We start from the raw sequence: 14,168 nt of genomic DNA, 5'->3' as shown, positions 1-14,168 counted from the left end.
ACGCATTTCGACCTCCCTGGAAGGAAAAGAGAGGCGATGCACAGAACCCCCGAGGCGACGAAGATTCCGGCCGCCGCCGCACCCATTTCACTGAGCACCACCACGGTGGACATCGTGGTGCCGGTGTACAACGAGGAGCGCGCGCTCACCGGCACGGTCGAAGTGCTCCGCGCCTACCTGCGCGAGAACTTCCCGTACGACTGGACCATCACGGTGATGGACAACGGCAGCGAGGACGGCACGCTCGAAGTGGCCAACGCGCTGGCGCGCAACGACGAGCGGGTACGCGTGATGCACCTCGACGTGGCGGGCCGCGGTCGCGCGCTGCGCGAGGCGTGGGGCCAAAGCGGTGCCGACGTGGTGGTCTACATGGACGCCGACCTGTCCACCGGACTGGACGCGCTGCTGCCGCTGGTCGCCCCGCTGGCGAACGGGCACTCCGACATCGCCATCGGCTCCCGCCACGCGCCCGGCGCGCGCACCATCCGCGGCCTGCAGCGCGAGTTCATCTCCCGCTCCTACAACGCGTTGATCCGGCTGACGCACGGCGCCCGGTTCCGCGACGCGCAGTGCGGTTTCAAGGCCGCGCGCGCGGAGGTCATCCGCCCGCTGCTGCACCACGTGCACGACGACGGCTGGTTCTTCGACACCGAACTGCTGCTGCTCGCCGAGCACAACGGGCTGCGGGTGCACGAGGTGCCGGTGGACTGGATCGAGGACGTGGACACCAGGGTGGAGGTGACCAGCACGGCCTGGCACGACATCCGGGGGCTGATCAGGGTGGCCAGGGCGAAGGCACGCGGCACCGCCCGTGTCGATGAGCTGCCGCAGCGGCCCGACCCGAAGCCGATCCACCCCGATCCGGTGCTCGGCGGGAACGCCGGCGCGCTTTCCTGGCAATTGCTCTCGTTCGCCATTGTCGGTGCCATTTCCACGGTGGCGACGCTGACCTTGTACGCGATTTTCCGGGAATGGATGCCGCTGCTGCTCGCCAATTTGGCGGCACTGACGCTGACCACCCTGTTCAACACCGAAGCGAATCGCCGGTACACCTTCGCCGGGCGACGGCATTCCACCGGCCGGGTGCATTTCCAGGGCATCATCGTCTTCGCGCTGTACTACGGGTTCACCTCGGGCGCGCTGCTGCTGTTGCACTGGCTGGCCCCGGACGCCTCCCGCGCGCTGGAACTGGCCGTGCTGCTGGTGTCGTCGATCCTCGGCACCACCGGGCGATTCCTGTTGCTGCGCAACTGGGTCTTCCGCCGGAAGGAGCCGTCGGCATGACCACCACCGCCGACCGGAGCGCGCCGGCGACCACCCGCACGGCGGTCTGGGCGCTGGCCGGGATCTGCCTGCTGGCCGGGTTGCTCTACGCCTGGGGCTTCGCCTCGGGCAGCTGGGGCAACACGTACTACAGCGCCGGGGTCAAGGCGATGTCCTCCGGATTCACCAACTTCCTGTTCGGCGCCTACGATCCGGCGGGCGCGGTCTCGGTGGACAAGCCGCCGATGTCGCTGTGGCCGCAGGTGGTCTCGGTGTGGATCTTCGGTTACCACGGCTGGGCGATCCTGCTGCCGCAGGTGCTCGCCGGGGTCGGCGCGGTGTTCCTGCTGCACCGGACCGTGCGCCGCTGGGCCGGTGAACCCACCGCGCTGCTCGCCGCGCTGCTGCTCGCGCTCACCCCGATCACCGTCGCGGTGAACCAGGTGAACCTGCCGGACACGCTGCTCGTGCTGCTGCTGGTCGCCGCCGCGTACGCGCTCACCCGCGCCGTCGAGAACGGGCGGCACCCCGGGTGGCTGCTGTGGTCGGCGTTCTTCGTCGGCTGCGCGTTCACCACGAAGATGCTGCAGGCGTGGATCGTGGTGCCCGGCCTCGCCGCGGCGTTCCTGGTCGGCGCTTCCGGCTCGGTCCGGCGCAAGCTGCTCGACCTGCTCGCCGCCGGGCTCGTGTTGTTCGTGTCCTCGTTCTGGTGGCCCGCGCTGCGCGACTGGTGGCCGGGCGAGAAGCCGTACATGGCCAGCACCGCCGACGGCACCGCGATGGACCTGATCTTCGGGTACAACGGGTTCGGCCGGTTGTTCGGCGCCGAGGGCGGGGCCGCGGTCGCCACGCAGGCCGGTGGCGGCAACGTCGGGGTGGCCGGTGGCGCGTCCGGCATCACGCGGATGTTCGGCGCGGCCGGTGGCGGGCAGATCTCCTGGTTGCTCCCGCTGGCGCTGGTCGCACTGGTGCTCGGGGTGATCGGTTTCCGCCGGGCCGGGCGTGAGGGACGAGCGGGCTGGGTGCTGTGGGGCAGCTGGCTGGTGCTGGCCGGGCTGTTGTTCAGCTTCGCGCAGGGGGTGATGCACCCGTACACCTCGGCCATGCTCGCGCCGGCGGTGGCCGCGCTGGGCGCCGCCGGGATCGCCCTGATGTGGCGGTTCTATCGCGAAGACACCGCGGCGTGGATGCTGCTGCCGTTGGTCGTGGCCGGTACCGCGGGCTGGGCGTGGGTGGTGATCTCCCGCAACCTCGCGTGGCACGGGTGGCTCCGGTGGGCCGTGGTGATCGTCGCGGTGGCGGCCGTGCTGGCGCTGGTCGTGGCCAAGCAACGGGAGGAACTGCGCAAGCCCGCGCTGGGCCTCACCCTGGCCGCGATCGCGCTCGCGCCGGCGGTGTGGTCCGTCGGCACCGCACTGGACGGCAACCGGATCGGCGTGCTGCCGTCGGCGGGTCCGCTCAGCGAGTTGTTCGCCAAGCTGAAGGGCAGCCCCGGTGGGTTCGGCGGCCTGCTGACCGCGGACCTCAGCCAGGAGAACCGGCGAATCCTGGCCTACGCCAAGGAAAACGGCGGTGGCGCGGAGATCGTGCTCGCGGTCGAACGCGGGTCGACGGCCACCTCGCCGTTCCTCATCCACACCGACGAGACGGTGGTCGGTCTCGGCGGCTACGCCGGTGCCGACCCGGCACCCTCGCCCGCGCAGCTGTCGGACTGGGTGGCACAGGGCCGGTTGCGGTTCGTGCTGAGCAGTCTCGGGCAGGGACCGAGCGCGCCCGCCCAGCAGGAACGGGCGGCGTGGCTGGACCGCGAGTGCGTGCTGGTCGATCCCGCCGCGTATGGGGGTCAGCCCGCCCAGAAATTGTTCAGCTGTTCCTAGGAAGCGGCGGAGCCGCTTGCTGTGGGCCGTCACCTCGCACCGCCGCGGGTTCTCAGGCGTCTTCTCGCGAGGACAGCTTCACCCGCGGTGAATTGGTGTTCATGAGGTGGAGCTCCCGGAGCGAGAAGACGCCTGAGGTTCCGCCACCCGCACCGCCACGCAAAACATCTTCAAACGTTGGCTAGGGGAGGATCAATGAGCAAGGTCGCGCTGGCGGTGTTCGCCCATCCCGATGATGCCGAACTGGCTTGTTTCGGCACCTTCGCCGTGCTGCGCGCGCGGGGTTACGCGTTGTCGGTGCTTTCGCTCACCGACGGCGCCAACAGCGACGTGGAGCAGTCCTACCTCCGCCCGAAGGAGGCCAGGCTCGCCGCCGCGATGCTGGGCTCCGAGCTGGTGGTGGAGGACTTCGAGGACGGCTCGCTGACCGCGGGGCGGGCCGTGTTCGACCGGATCGAGCAGCACATCCGCCGCGTGCGGCCGTCCATCGTGCTGACCCACTACCCCGGTCCGCGCGAGCACCAGGACCACCAGGTGGTCGGCACGGTGGCGACCACGGTCGCCCACCGGGCCGGGCACGTCGGCCTGGTCCTGCAGGGCGAACCGCCCGGCCAGGCCGACTCGTTCTCCCCGCAGCTGTTCACCGACATCACCGCGCACATCGACCTGAAGCTGAAGGCACTGGCCTGCTACAAGTCCGAAGCGGACAAGGCCTTCATGCACCGCGAAACCGTGCTGGACCGCGCCCGCTGGTGGGCGCGGCAAGCCGGCGCGGTGGAGAGCGGCGTCCCGCGCTACTACGAGGCGTTCGTGGTGTCGAAGGCGTTGCTGCCCGCGCTCGGCGTGTAGCTCAGGATGAGCAGTCCGGTCTCGTGCACCTCGACGTCGTTGAACTCGAACTTGTACTGCTGGCCGTCGCGGTAGAGCAGTTCGCCGGGCGCCGCCTTGCCGGACAGCACCGGGTGCAGCCAGACACGCAGCTCGTCGAGCAGGCCGTGGTCGAGCATCAGCCGGGTGACCGCGCCGAAACCGTACTGCAGCAGGTTCGTGCCGGAGTCCTTGATCTCGCGGATGCGCTCGGCCACGTTCTCGCTGATCACCTCGGTGTTCTGCCACTTCGGCTCGGTCAGCGTGGTCGAGACCACGTACTTCTTCATCAGGTTCATGCGGGCGGGCGAACCGTCCTCTTCGGTCACCGACGGCCAGACCTCGGCGAAGCTCTCGTAGGTCTCGCGGCCCATGATCACCGCGTCGGCGGCGCGCTGCTGCGCGTCGGCGGCGCGGTTGGCCTCCTCACCGAAGTAGTCCATGTGCCAGTCCTGCATGTTGCTGATGTCACCATCGAGGGTCAGGTACGTGGCGTTGACGATCTTGCCCATTTTCGCGCTCCTCGTGTCGATGCGTTTGACCATGCGTCGAGCGGGCGGCACGCGGATCGACAGCCGTCGAAAAGATCTTGGAAGTAACCCCGGTCACACCCCGTTCAGGCAGACGGGTGACGGTGAAACGCCTCGCACTCCTCCTTTGGGATGAAGCGAAGTGGTTTCATGTTCCACAGTGCGTGCTCGCGCGTTCTCTATAGGGAGAGAGCCGGCGAACGGACGGAAGGAACCACGGCGATGCCCGACTACCAGGACACAACCCGCGCGAAGATCGTCTTCGGACTGCGCACCTTCGCGGCGGGCCCGGCGCCGCTGCCCGCGGAGCTGTCGTACGACACCAGCGACCCGTACGCGGTCGCGGTCAACTTCCACACCGGCCGCGGCACCGTGCAGTGGATGTGCGCCCGCGACCTGCTCGCCGACGGGCTGCTCGCCCCGGCCGGTCTCGGTGACCTCCGGATCAGCCCGGCCACCGACCCGGAGTTCGTGGTCTTCGAGCTGATCACGCCGGACGGCGAGGCGGTGATGGAGGCACCGTCAGCCGAGATCGCCGCCTTCCTCGACCGCACCTACGAGAAGATCCCGGCCGGCTCCGAGCACCAGTGGTTCGACTTCGAGCACGAGCTGGGCAAGCTGACCTCGCACAGCTGACTCATCGCCGCCGGGTCAGGTACCACCCCGCGACGTAGGCGGCGAGCGCGACGCCCGCACCCTGCGTCATGCCGACGAGCAGCTGCCTGACCCAGTCGTAGCCGCTCACGCGGCTCACCGGATCCGCCAGGCCGTACGCCGCCCCCAGCACGACGGTCACCCCGAAGCCCGCACCGAGCCAGGTCCTCGTTCGCCGAGGAAGCCCGGTGGCGGGGTTCCCGGCCGGTGCCAGCCGGTACCACCGCACCGCGGCCAGTGCGAGCACCAGCAGCCCGCCTGCCGAGGACACGTAGCCGATCACGTTGTAGAGCCGGTGCGGTCCGACCACGGACGTCCGCAGCCAGGCCCAGTGCCGCACCGCGGGCCCGTGCACGTGCGTGAAGGCGTCCCAGACCACGTGCGTCAGTGCTCCGACCACAATGGACACAGCGAGTCGCCAGGCCGCCACCCTCAGTCCACTTCGGACCTCGACCCGGGCGCGCACGCCGTCCGGCGCCAGTGCGAGCAGCGGCGCGAGCACCGCCCAGCCGATCAGCAGCAGCACGATGCCGAGTGCGAGATCCGCCCAGAAAACCCCGCCGAGCGAATGCGTGATCTCGGATCCGCCCGGAATCGGCAGGTAGTAGGCGACGTCCGGGGCCAGTGCGCCGGCCACCAGTCCCGGCAACCACAGCACCCGCCGCAGCGGCAGCACCGCGGCCGGGTGCGCGAAGGTGAACGGCACTTATGACTGCCCACGGGTATAGCGGTGCTTCACGCCGACCGGGAAGTACTCCGGGTCGCCCGCCGGCCTCAAGTCCACTTCGGGCAGTTGCCGGTCCTCGGGAACGTAGTGCGCGAACTCGCTGTTCAACCGCACCAGTTGCGCGCGGATCGACTCGGCCACCGCGGCCGGGTCACCACCCTTGCCCGGCGCGAGTTCGACGGTCACCCGCAGCCGCCGGTCCCGCTGCTCGTCCTCGACCGCTTCGAGCACGAACTTGCCGGTGACCCAGTCGCTGATCCCCGGCTGCTCCAGTCCGACGGTCACGTTCTCCGGGTAGACGTTGGCCCCGAAGAACGACACGGTGAACAGCGAGCGGCCGAAGACGTAGACGAACGGCAGGTTCTCCCCCGCCGGTGGCGAAAACCCGTGCCGCGCACAGAAATCGAGCAGGTCGTCGTGTGCGAGCACTCCGCCTTCGTCGGCGATGTGGTAGCGGACCAGCGGAATCCCGTTGTCGCCGGTGAACAGCAGCGTGCCGTCGGCCGTCTCGAAGTACCGGCTCGCCGGGTCGTACTGCACCAGCGTGGGCAGGCGGTCGGCACCGAACAGCTCCCTCGCCAGTTCCGGGCGACCGGCCAGGAAGCGGCGGACGGACACCGACAGCGCGGTCTCGTTGCCAAGGATCCCGGCGTCGGCGGTGCCGTACAGCGCCACCGAATCGCGCACCGGGTCGGCCATTCCGGCGCGCTCGGCCATCAGGTCACGCCATTCCTCGCTGAACACCTCACCCGCGAGCACCAGCTTCACCGCGTACCGTGCCCAGCCCTCGCCGCTGTCCACCACGTCCTTGACGAACGGCGGATATCCCAGCAGCACCACCTGCTCGAAGTGCGGCGCCAGCTCGGGCAGCACACGCAGGACCTCCGCCTTGTTGTTGCCCGGCGCCACCACGGTGATCGGGAAGCCCTTCGCCGCCAGGTGCCGCACGCAGGCCGTGGTGAACAGGCCGCCGACCCAGGTGCCCAGCGGGAAGCAGACCACCGCCAGCGTTCGCCGGGCGTCCGCGCCGAACCCGCGGAACACCTGCTCGAACCGGCGGGTGATCTCCAGTTCGTCGGCCAGCGAGCGCGGCCAGATGGTCGGTGTGCCGCTCGATCCGGACGAGACCGCGATCATGTCCAGGTCCTCGAGCCTGCCGTCGCGGCACAGCTCGGGCAGCGGGTAGCGCTGGTGGTAGGAGGCCTTGTCCAGCAGCGGCAACCGTTCGAAGTCCTGCCGCGAGGTGATAGTGACCGGGTCGATGCCGTGCTCACCGAGGAACTTCCGGTACGCCGGCACCGAGTCGGCCACCTCGTGGAACAGGGCCACCGGGTCCATCGCCGCCGGTTCACCGGAGAAGAATCGCTCGAAAGCCCGCGTCACGCGGTGGGGTCGCTCCAGATCCATGCCCGCATCGTGTCAGACCCTCGCCAGGTCGAGCCGGGTCCGCACCTCGTCCGCTTCCGGCACGCCCATTTCCGCGAACAACGCCAGCGCGCGCTCCCAGTGTTCGCGCTCGCCGGTGGCGTCGCCCAGCCCGCGGTGCGCGCACGCCTGGTCGCCGGTGCAGCCGGTTTCGACCGCGATCTCCAGTGCGCCGCGGAAGAACCGGGCCGCTTCGGCGGATTCACCACGCGCGAGGGCCAGCGCGCCCAGCGAGTTGAGCACCCGCGACTCGACCCCGCGATCGGCGCACTCGCGCGCGATCGCCAGCGCTTCGCCGAGGCAGCGTGCTGCTTCGTCGTGGCTGCCCAGCTCCTGGTGGACGTCACCGCGGTGCTTCAGCGCCACCCCCTCGTTGACCCGCCCGCCGGTTTCGCGGGACACCGCCAGCGCCTGGTCCAGCCGCTCCAGCGCGTCTTCGTACCGGCCGAGGCACCGGAGCGCGCCGCCGAGAATGCCCAGCGCGTACCCCTCGCTGGTGCGTGTGCCGGTCTCCGCGAACAACGTCAGCCCTTGCTCCAAAGAGGACACTGCTTTTTCGTGCTTTCCCTGAGCGGACAGCACATCGCCGAGGTTCACCCACACATAGCCTTCGCTGGTGCGGTCACCGGTCTCGCGGGCGGCCGCCAGCGCGAGTTCCAGGTACCGTGCGGCGTCGCGATAGCGGCCCATCCCCCGGCAGGCCGCGCCCAGCACCACCAGTACCAGGCCTTCGCTGGTCCGGTCGCCGGTTTCCCTGGCCAGTTCCAGCGCCTGCTCCAGATAGGCCAGTGCGTCGGCGAACCGGCCGAGTGCCCGGCAGACCAGGCCGAGTGTGTTCAGCACATAGCTCTCGGTGTTGCGATTGCCGCTTTCCCTGGCCGCGGCGAGCGCTTCTTCCAGGTAGCTCAACGCTTCCTTCGACCGCCCGACCCGCCAGTACCCGAGCCCGATCAGGGTCAGCGGGTCCGTGCGCTCCCCCGCTTCGGCGAAGGCCGACGCGTGGGTGTGCAGCATCAGCGCGTCCTCGTGGTAACCGCCGAGGTCCAGGTACTTCCAGAGGATCCCGGACAGCAACCGGACGTGCTCCGGCCAGCCGTTGCGCGTGGCGTGCGAGGCGACCGCGAGCAGGTTGCCGCGTTCGGTCTCCAGCCACTGCTGGGCGTTCGGCGGGCGCCAGTCCGGGAACCGCAGCGGCGGCGGCTCCGGCCGCAAGTGCTTCTCCTGCGGGGAATCGAGGTCCATCGCGAGCGCGGCCGCGGCGACGTAGTGGTCGAACAACCGGGTCAGCGCGTCGCGATCGTCCTCGGCCAGCTCGGCGGCGTAGACCCGGAGCAGGTCGTGCAGCTGGTAGCGGCCGGGCCGCAGTTCCTCGGCGAGGTGCGCGCGGACCAGCACGTCGATCAGCCGCTGCGCCTCGACCAGGCCGGTTCCGGCGAGCGCGGCGGCGGCGTCGGCGGTCAGCGCGCGACCGGGATGCAGCCCCCACAACCGGAACATCCGCGCGGCATCGCCCGGCAGGTGCCCGTAGGACCAGGAGAACACCGCGCGAACCGCGGTGCGCGGATCACCACCGCCGTCGAGCAGGTCCAGCCGCCGCCGCTCGTCGGCCAGTTCCGTGGCCAGCTCGGCCAGCGAGACCTCCGGCCTGGCCAGCGCCAGCTCGGCGACCAGCCGCAACGCCAGCGGCAACCGCACGCAGTACTCGGCGAGCGCCTCCGCCGGCACGGGCTCCGCGGTCACCCGCTCGCCGAGCAGCGTGCGCAGCAGGTCCAGTGCGTCCTCGGGGGTCAGCAGGTCGAGCTGCACGCGGTGCGCGCCATGCCGGGCGATCAGCGCGGGCAGCGTCTCGCGGCTGGTCACCAGCACCGAGCAGGACGCCGCGCCCGGCAGCAGCGGCCTGATCTGCTCGACCGAACCGGCGTTGTCGAGGATCAGCAGCAGCCTGCGGTCGTCCAGTTCGGTGCGGAACCTCGCCGCGCGCTGGTCCTCCTCGGCCGGGATCTCGGTACCGGCGACCCCGAGCGCACGCAGGAAGCCGGACAGCGCGTCACCCGGTTCGACCGGTCGTTCCGGCCCGTAGCCGCGCAGGTCGAGGTAGAGCTGGCCGTCCGGGAAGCGCTCGCGTGACCGGTGGGCCCAGCGCACGGCGACCGCGGTCTTGCCCACCCCGGCGGTGCCCGAGACCACGGCGATCCGCACGTCGGTGCCGTCGTCGGGCAGGAGGTGGTTCAGCGAAGCCAGTTCCCGTGCGCGACCGGTGAACGCGCCGACGTCGGCGGGCAGCTGGGCCGGGCGGGGACGGTCGCCGTCCGGTACTTCCGGCCGCAGCACGCGGGCGTGCGCGCGCCGCAGTTCGGGACCGGGCTCGATGCCAAGATCCCCGGCGAGCCTGCGGCGGATCTCGTCGAACAGCTCCAGCGCGGCCGCCTGCTGACCGGCACCGGCGAGCGAGAGCATCAACTGCGCGTGCGCGGTTTCGTGCAACGGCTCGGCGGCGGTCAGCGCGCGCAGGTGCGGGACCGCGTCCCCGTGATTCCCCCGCGCTCCGGCGACTTCGGCATACGCGAGCACCGCTGCCGACCGGCGCGCGAGCAGCGCGTGGCGGACCGGGTGGTGCCGGAACCCGTCCATCCCGGCCAGCGCGGGACCACGCCACACACCGAGCGCCTCGAGCCAATACCGTTCCGCCGTTTCGAGGTCCTCGGCTTCCTCGGCCCGCTTCGCGGCGGCTTCGAACTGCAGGAGGTCCAGCTGCTTTTCCTCGACGGACAGCAGATACCCGCCGGTGACCGTGGTGATCACGCGAGCGGGCTCCTGGCGCACCCGGCGCGGCTCCAGCACCTTGCGCAACCGCGCGACGTAGGTGTGCACCAGCTCCAGGCACGACGACGGCGGCTCGTTCCCCCATAGCACGTCGACGATCTCCTCGCGGCGCACCACCCGGTTCGGCTGGATCGCGAGCAGCGCCAGCAGCCGCCGCTGCTTCTCGGCACCCAGGTCGACCGGCTCACCGGACTGGTGCACCGACAACGGGCCGAGCACCCGGATGCTCAGGTCGGGAACCTCGTCGGCGAGCACGGCCAGCAGGCGCCGCGTGGTTTCGGCGCGGGAACTCCGCACGTGCCCGAGTTCGGCGTTGCGCACCGCACGCAGGCTGACCCCGGCTCGTTCGGCCAGTTGCGCCTGGGTCAGCCCGGCCAGCAGTCGCCGAGCGCGCAGCCTGTTGTCCACCTGCACCTCCAACCTGCCCGTCCAGCTTGGCGAAGATGCCGCCCGGCGACCACCGCCAAACGCACCAGAGCATTGTTTGCGCTGGTCAGAACGGCCTCATCGAGTACAGTGCGGAGTACAGGTCGCCGTCCAGTCCTGCCCACTACGGTGAGACAGGTCACTGGGGCACCCGCCGCGTGGGGTACGGCGGGTGCCTTGGTGGTAACACTCAGCGCAGCACTTCCGCCAGCTCACCACGTGACGTGATGCCGAGCTTCGGATAGGCCTTGTACAGGTGGTAGGCCACCGTCCGCGGGCTGAGGTACAGCTGCGCGGCGATCTCCCGGTTGGCCAGTCCCCGCGCCGCGAGCTGGGTGATCTGCTGTTCCTGCGGGGTCAGTTCAGTGAACCGGCCGGTGGCCGCCGTCCGGCTCGCCCCGGCACCGGTCGCGCCCAGCTCGGCCCGCGCGCGAGCGGCCCACGGCGCCGAGCCCAGCTCCTCGAACATCCGCGACGCGGTGCCGAGGTGGTCGCGTGCCTTGCTCTTGCGCCGCGCCCGGCGCAGCCACTCGCCGTAGAGCAGTTCCGTGCGCGCCCGGTCGAACGGCCGTGAGTCGTGCGGGTGCAACTCCAGCGCCCGCACGAAGAACGGTTCGGCGTCCGCGGTGGTCAGCGCCCGGCACCGGGCCAGCAGCGCGTGGATCCACGGCCGGTCCATGGTCTCCGCCCAGGTCGCGAACCTCTCCAGCGAGGCGGCGGCGTCCTGCGGCCTGCCCAGCCGGACCGCGGCCTCCACCTGGTCGGGCACGCAGCGGACCACCCCGGACAGGTGCCGCGACGGTCCGCCGATGACCTCCCGCAGCCGGTCGAAGGCGTCCTGGATGCGGCCGTGGCCCAGGTCCAGCAGGGCCAGCGCGACCTGCACCCAGGTGTCACCGGAGGCCGCGGCTTCGTCGGCGGCGGTCAGTTCGGCGTACTGGCGGCAGCTTTTCTCGTCGCCTTCGACCGCGGCCAGGTACGCGAGCGCGCCCGCGGTGTACCCGGCCCAGAGCGGCTGACCGGTGTCGGCGGCGATGCGCAGGCATTCGGCGCCGGTCACCTTGGCTTCGCGATGTCTGCCGAGCACCGTCTGCACCAGCGTGAGGTGCCCGAGCGCGGCGGGCAGCGCGATGACCACGCCCTTCGCGCGGGCGTCGGCGATCAGCTCGGTGGCGATCTCGGCGGACTCCTCGTCGCGGGCGGCGACCAGGGCGCGGCTGGCCACCTCGGTCATCCCGCGCGGGCCCATCTCGGCCGCCGCCGACCGTGCTTTCGCCAGGACCTCGTCGAGCGGCGGGAACTCGGTGGTGTCGCGGCCGAGCACCATCGCCGTACCCCAGCGGGCGAGCCAGGCCATCGACAGCAGCGGGTCGTCCGGGGCGAGGCCGACCTCGTCGAACCGGTCGAGCGGCTCGGCGAGCATCCGCACGTCCGTCGGCGCGGCCCAGGCGGCGTGCAGAGCACGCACCAGCATCCAGAACGCCTGCGCGGGATCGTCGGCCAGCGCGGCGCCTTCGACGAGAAGCTTGTGCGCGTGGCGCAGGTCGCCCTTGGCGAAGTCGGCGCTGGCCCGCACCTGGATCAGGCGCACGCGCATGGCCGGATCGACTTCCGGCGGGAAGGACTCGGCGAGCGTGTTCGCCCAGTCCAGGCGTCCCGCGCGAGTGGCCGCTTCGCAGGCGAGCAGCAGGCGCCGGGTCGATTCCCCGGACTGCTCGCTCAGCCGCGAAGCACGTTCGTAGGTGGTGGCCGCGGCGGCGTGCCCGCCACGCGCGCTCGCCCGGCCAGCCGCCTGTTCGAGTTCGGTGGCGACGCGCTCGTCCGGTCCGGTGGCGGCCGCGGCGAGGTGCCAGGCGCGCAGATCGGGACCGGCGTGCTCGTCGGCGAGTGCACTGTGGACAGAGATCCGGCTGCTCGCCGCGGCGCCGTGGTAGACGGCCGCGCGGATCAGTGGATGCCGGAAGGCCAGCGCGCCATCGGTCAGGGCGATGAGGCCGCGTTCCTCGGCCGGTTCGAGATCGGTGAGCCCGGCCCCGAGGCGGCCGGCGGCGCGCAGCAGGGTCTTCAGCTCGCCGGTCTGATCGGCCGCGGCGAGCAGCAGCAGGGTCCGGCAGGGGCCGGGCAGCGAACGGACCTGGTGCCAGAAGGCGTCGAGCACGCGGTTGGTCAGCGGCATCGGCCCGGCGTCGTGTGCGGAGACCACGGCCGGAAGTTCGCGTAGTGCCAACGGGTTCCCGCGGGTCTCGGCGACGAGTCTCTCGCGCAGTTCCGCGGGGAGCTCGATGCCGGTGTCGTCCAGCAACGCCGTCGCGCTCTGCTGGTCCAGTCCTTCGAGCCTCAGTTCGGGCAGGCCGGTCGCGGCGAAGGCGTCGGCATAGTCCCTGGCGGCGAACAGCAGGACGACGCCCTCGCGGTCGAGCCGGCGGGCGGCGAAGAGCAACGCGTCAGCCGAGGCCTGGTCGAGCCACTGCGCGTCGTCGATCAGGCAGAGCAGCGGCCCTTGTTCGGCGAGCAGGGTGAGCACGCCCGCGCCGATCAGGAACCGGTCGCCGTCGCCGCTGTCCCCCAGTCCGAACGCGCCTTCCAGGGCCCGGCGCTGGAGTTCGGGCAGCGCGTCCCGCTGGTCCAGCACCGGCCGCAGCAGCAGATGCAGTCCGGCAAAGGGCAACTCGGCCTCGGACTCTATCCCGACCCCACGCAGGACCCGCAGGTCACCGGCGTTCTCGGCGGCGTGGTCGAGCAGGCTGGTCTTGCCGATGCCGGGCTCGCCGCGCAGCACGAGGGCGCCACTGATCCCGTCGCGCGCTCCGGTGAGCAGCGCGGCGATCGCCTCCTGCTCCGCCTGGCGGCCCCGCAACATGCGGTGACCCTACCTATGCCGGGGGCGCGAATTACTGATGCCGCGACGGATTCGGCGGGGCCGCCGTCGGCGTGGAATGGGTTCATCGCAAGCGAACGAACGGAGCAACCGATGTCCCACTCCCGCAAGGTCATCGCCCAGGTCAACGTCTCGATCGACGGCTACAGCGCCGGTACTCCCGATGACGGCATGGGCGGGATGGCCTTCCTGCAGGAACACGCCTCGCACGAGCAGATGTCCACCTACTTCGAGGGTGTCTGGCGCGGTGCCGACACCGCGGTCATGGGGCGCACCAACTACGAGGGCTTCCACGGGTTCTGGCCTTCGGTGGTGACCAGCCCGGACGCCTCCCCGCGCGATCGCGACCTGGCGACGTGGCTGGACACCGTGGAGAAGGTGGTCTTCTCGACGACGCTGGAGAAGGCGGAGTGGCGCAACGCCCGGGTGGCGAAGCAGGACCTGGAGACGGAGATCCGCGAGCTGAAGAACGCGCCGGGGCGGGACATCCTGGTGCTCAACAGCGCCAGCGTCATCCGGGCTCTGATCGCCGCCGATCTGCTCGACGAACTGCGCATCGCCGTCCTACCCGCCATCCTCGGCGGCGGCCTGCGGTTGTTCGAAGGGAATCCGCCGTACTCGACGTGGCGTCTGGATGGCGCTTGCACGCTGACCACGGGCGCCCTCGTCCTGCATTACGTGCGCCCCTGATCGGTGGC

At 70.9% G+C, this 14,168-nt stretch carries 10 protein-coding genes; 5 read left to right on the top strand and 5 right to left on the bottom strand.

The window, feature by feature from the left end:
* The first annotated feature begins 36 nt into the window (after positions 1-36).
* The 3 genes from YIM_RS08760 to YIM_RS08750 all read left to right on the top strand — a co-directional run bounded on the left by YIM_RS08760 (position 37) and on the right by YIM_RS08750 (position 3,989).
* Positions 37-1,284 carry a bifunctional glycosyltransferase family 2/GtrA family protein gene (locus tag YIM_RS08760; RefSeq protein ID WP_153029849.1) on the top strand — a complete coding sequence of 416 codons (1,248 nt, stop codon included), beginning with the start codon at positions 37-39 and terminating at the stop codon, positions 1,282-1,284.
* Complete coding sequence (locus tag YIM_RS08755) at positions 1,281-3,140, top strand: glycosyltransferase family 39 protein (protein WP_153029848.1); 1,860 nt, start codon at positions 1,281-1,283, stop codon at positions 3,138-3,140. Before YIM_RS08760 ends, YIM_RS08755 begins: the two co-directional genes overlap by 4 nt.
* Before the next feature lie 195 nt (positions 3,141-3,335).
* Positions 3,336-3,989: a PIG-L deacetylase family protein gene (locus YIM_RS08750; RefSeq protein ID WP_153029847.1), complete on the top strand. Its 654-nt coding sequence runs from the start codon at positions 3,336-3,338 to the stop codon at positions 3,987-3,989.
* Here the strand turns inward: YIM_RS08750 and YIM_RS08745 are convergent.
* Complete coding sequence (locus YIM_RS08745) at positions 3,938-4,519, bottom strand: dihydrofolate reductase family protein (protein ID WP_194240088.1); 582 nt, start codon at positions 4,517-4,519, stop codon at positions 3,938-3,940. The two genes, YIM_RS08750 and YIM_RS08745, sit on opposite strands and share 52 nt — an antisense overlap.
* A gap of 240 nt (positions 4,520-4,759) precedes the next feature.
* Between YIM_RS08745 and YIM_RS08740 the strand changes: the two genes are divergently transcribed.
* Positions 4,760-5,173, top strand: a complete 414-nt coding sequence (locus YIM_RS08740; protein ID WP_153029845.1) for an SsgA family sporulation/cell division regulator — start codon at positions 4,760-4,762, stop codon at positions 5,171-5,173.
* 1 nt (position 5,174) lies between these two features.
* Here YIM_RS08740 and YIM_RS08735 read toward each other — a convergent pair whose 3' ends face one another.
* The 4 genes from YIM_RS08735 to YIM_RS08720 form a co-directional block, all read right to left on the bottom strand.
* Positions 5,175-5,897: a DUF4184 family protein gene (locus YIM_RS08735; RefSeq protein WP_153029844.1), complete on the bottom strand. Its 723-nt coding sequence runs from the start codon at positions 5,895-5,897 to the stop codon at positions 5,175-5,177.
* Positions 5,898-7,325: a phenylacetate--CoA ligase family protein gene (locus tag YIM_RS08730; RefSeq protein WP_153029843.1), complete on the bottom strand. Its 1,428-nt coding sequence runs from the start codon at positions 7,323-7,325 to the stop codon at positions 5,898-5,900.
* Between the two features lie 12 nt (positions 7,326-7,337).
* Complete coding sequence (locus tag YIM_RS08725) at positions 7,338-10,574, bottom strand: tetratricopeptide repeat protein (RefSeq protein ID WP_228004636.1); 3,237 nt, start codon at positions 10,572-10,574, stop codon at positions 7,338-7,340.
* Positions 10,575-10,782: 208 nt separating this feature from the next.
* Positions 10,783-13,452: a helix-turn-helix transcriptional regulator gene (locus YIM_RS08720; protein WP_153029842.1), complete on the bottom strand. Its 2,670-nt coding sequence runs from the start codon at positions 13,450-13,452 to the stop codon at positions 10,783-10,785.
* 111 nt (positions 13,453-13,563) lie between these two features.
* Between YIM_RS08720 and YIM_RS08715 the strand changes: the two genes are divergently transcribed.
* On the top strand, positions 13,564-14,160 hold the full coding sequence (locus YIM_RS08715; RefSeq protein ID WP_153029841.1) for a dihydrofolate reductase family protein: 597 nt from the start codon (positions 13,564-13,566) through the stop codon (positions 14,158-14,160).
* Positions 14,161-14,168 lie beyond the last annotated feature (8 nt).

The organism is Amycolatopsis sp. YIM 10, from assembly GCF_009429145.1.
Classification (GTDB): Bacteria; Actinomycetota; Actinomycetes; order Mycobacteriales; family Pseudonocardiaceae; genus Amycolatopsis.
The sequence above is the reverse complement of the archived record's forward strand: the minus strand, read 5'-3'. Positions and strand labels throughout refer to the sequence as shown.

Coding starts and splice junctions, on each gene's coding strand:
- YIM_RS08730 (WP_153029843.1), bottom strand. CDS start 7,325: ATGGATCTGGAGCGACCCCACCGCGTGACGCGGGCTTTCGAGCGATTC.
- YIM_RS08760 (WP_153029849.1), top strand. CDS start 37: ATGCACAGAACCCCCGAGGCGACGAAGATTCCGGCCGCCGCCGCACCC.
- YIM_RS08750 (WP_153029847.1), top strand. CDS start 3,336: ATGAGCAAGGTCGCGCTGGCGGTGTTCGCCCATCCCGATGATGCCGAA.
- YIM_RS08715 (WP_153029841.1), top strand. CDS start 13,564: ATGTCCCACTCCCGCAAGGTCATCGCCCAGGTCAACGTCTCGATCGAC.
- YIM_RS08740 (WP_153029845.1), top strand. CDS start 4,760: ATGCCCGACTACCAGGACACAACCCGCGCGAAGATCGTCTTCGGACTG.
- YIM_RS08720 (WP_153029842.1), bottom strand. CDS start 13,452: ATGTTGCGGGGCCGCCAGGCGGAGCAGGAGGCGATCGCCGCGCTGCTC.
- YIM_RS08745 (WP_194240088.1), bottom strand. CDS start 4,519: ATGGGCAAGATCGTCAACGCCACGTACCTGACCCTCGATGGTGACATC.
- YIM_RS08755 (WP_153029848.1), top strand. CDS start 1,281: ATGACCACCACCGCCGACCGGAGCGCGCCGGCGACCACCCGCACGGCG.